This window comes from Nocardiopsis nanhaiensis, from assembly GCF_054778635.1.
The window spans coordinates 1-2,264 of record NZ_BAAGZJ010000171.1 but is presented as its reverse complement, the minus strand read 5'-3'; the positions used below and the strand labels follow the sequence as shown (position 1 = coordinate 2,264).

Annotated in this window: 2 protein-coding genes; both read left to right on the top strand. The window is 74.4% G+C overall.

Going from position 1 to position 2,264, the window contains the following annotated elements; translation table 11 throughout:
* On the top strand, window positions 1–1,214 hold a 1,214-nt coding region (locus ACYVD1_RS34570; protein ID WP_460778689.1), incomplete at its 5' end, for a WD40 repeat domain-containing protein.
* A gap of 99 nt (window positions 1,215–1,313) precedes the next feature.
* Window positions 1,314–2,264: serine/threonine-protein kinase (locus ACYVD1_RS34565; RefSeq protein WP_460778688.1), on the top strand; the 951-nt coding region annotated here is incomplete at its 3' end.

Below are 2,264 nucleotides of genomic sequence, written 5' to 3'. Positions count from 1 at the left end.
GTCGGACCGCGGCGCTCGTCGCGGTCGGGCTGGCCCTCGCCCTGGTCGTCGGTGCCGGTGCGGCCTGGGGCCTGGGCTGGCCGGTCGGCGGGTCCGGGGACGGCACCGACGGCGCCGCAGAGGGGGCGGAGGGCACGGAGGGCGCGGGCCTCATCAGCGGCGCTGGCTGCCTGGACGGGAACGGCTCCGCCGAACCCGCGGACGACATCGACGACCTCGACGCCATGCTGCTCGACTTCTCCCCGGACGGAGACGTCTTGGCGGTGACCAGCCACAACCACGGGCTCACACTCTGGGACTGGCGGGAGGGAGAGGAGATCGCCCGCCCCACCGGGGCAGTGTACGGCTACGGGAACCCGGTGTTCGCCCCGGTGGGCTGCACGGTGGCCGCGCTCGACCTGGTCGAACACGAGCAGGGCGGCCCGCCGAACGCTCTGGTCACCACCTACGACCTGCCCTCGGGTATGGCCGCGGAGCATACCGGGCCGCAGTCAGAACGGGTCGAGGACGGCCTGGAGAGCCCTCGGGGCGGCCGGCTCACGGACTTCTCCCCCTCAGGGGCGTCCTTCGCCGTCGTCGTCGAGCACGAGCCCGACCTCCCGTCCGCGGGCGTCGTCGACACGGCCACCGGGGAGCTGGATTCGGTGTGGGACGCCGCCACGGGCGACTTGGTGCAGGGCATCGGATTCCTGGACGAGGAGCGGGTCGCCACCGCCGACGCGAACACGATCACCGTCCGCGACGCCGGGACCGGCGAACCCGAGGAGGTGATCCGGGACGCCACCTCCTACCATTTCGCGGCGGTCCCCGGCCGGAGCGAGCTCGTCTACGTCAGCAACGACCACCTCATCCACTGGGACTTCGAGGAGGGCGCCGAGCTGGACCGCTTCCCCTTGACCGAGTACCACGAGTCGCACCAGGAGGACGCGCACATCACCGGCCTGGCCGCGGACGCCGAGCTCGGCCTCCTCCACCTCAGCTGGACGGTCCCCTCGCCCCAGGCCCTGGACGGTGCCACCTACCGGGGCAGCGAGAACAGCGCGTACCTCTGGGACCTGGACAGCGGTGCGGACCTGTTCGCGGAGGACGACGCACCGGCACCCCGACCCGTGGCCTTCCACCCCGAGGGCGAGGCCGTCGCCGCCGTCCAGGAAGACGGAAACGTCGCCCTGCTCGACCCCGACTCCTTGGAGGAGCTCCGCGTGCTCCCCTGACCTCCGCACCGCCCCGCCCTCGCCGGACCCCGCCGAACCAGACCGGCCCCGCACAGCACCGTGCGGGCCGGGCCCGAACCCGACCCAGGACGGCAACCGTTGAAACCGCTGACCTCCTCCGACCCGGACCACGTCGGCCCCAACCGGCTCCTCGCCCGCCTCGGCGCCGGCGCCATGGGGCAGGTGTACCTCGCGCGCACGCCCGGCCACCAGCTGGCCGCCGTGAAGGTGGTCCGGCCGGAGCTGGCGGAGGACACCGGTTTCCTCGCCCGGTTCGCCCGCGAGGTGCGCACCGCGCAGCGGGTCCACGGACCCTTCACCCCCGCGGTGCTGGACGCCGACCCCGACTCCGCGACACCGTGGATGGCCACCGAGTACGTCCCCGGACCCACCCTCGCGGAGGCGGTCCGGGCCAACGGCCCCTTCCCCGAAGAGACCCTCTGGGTCCTCGCCTTGGGGCTGGCCCAAGCGCTCCAAGCCGTCCACGCGGCCGGACTGATGCACCGCGACCTCAAGCCCGGCAACATCCTGCTGTCGCCGCGCGGCCCGCAGGTGATCGACTTCGGCATCGCCCGCGCTGTCGAGGGCACCGTCCTCACCAAGACGGGCGAGGCCTTCGGCACCCCCTCCTACGCCTCACCCGAGCAGGTGTTGGGCCACACCACCGGCCCGGCGAGCGACGTCTTCTCCCTCGCCGGGGTGGTCGTCCACGCCGCCTGCGGCACTCCCCCGTTCGGCCGGGCCGCAGCCGCGCAGATCCTGCACCGCGTGGTCTCGGAGGAGCCCCGCCTGTCGGGGGTCCCCGACGGGCTGCGCCCCCTGCTCTCCCGCTGCTTGGCCAAGGACCCCGCCGAGCGGCCTGCCTCGGCGGAGATCGTCCGCACGCTGGCGGCGCGCCCCTTGCCCCCCGCCGAGCAGGGGTGGCTGCCCCACCAGGTGAGCCGGGAGATCGACGACCGGCAGCAGGAGCTCCACCGGGTCGTGGCGGCGCCGTCGGGGGCCCCGTCGCCCGGCCGGTCCGGTGGTCGGCGCGGGCGGCGCGGCCTGCTC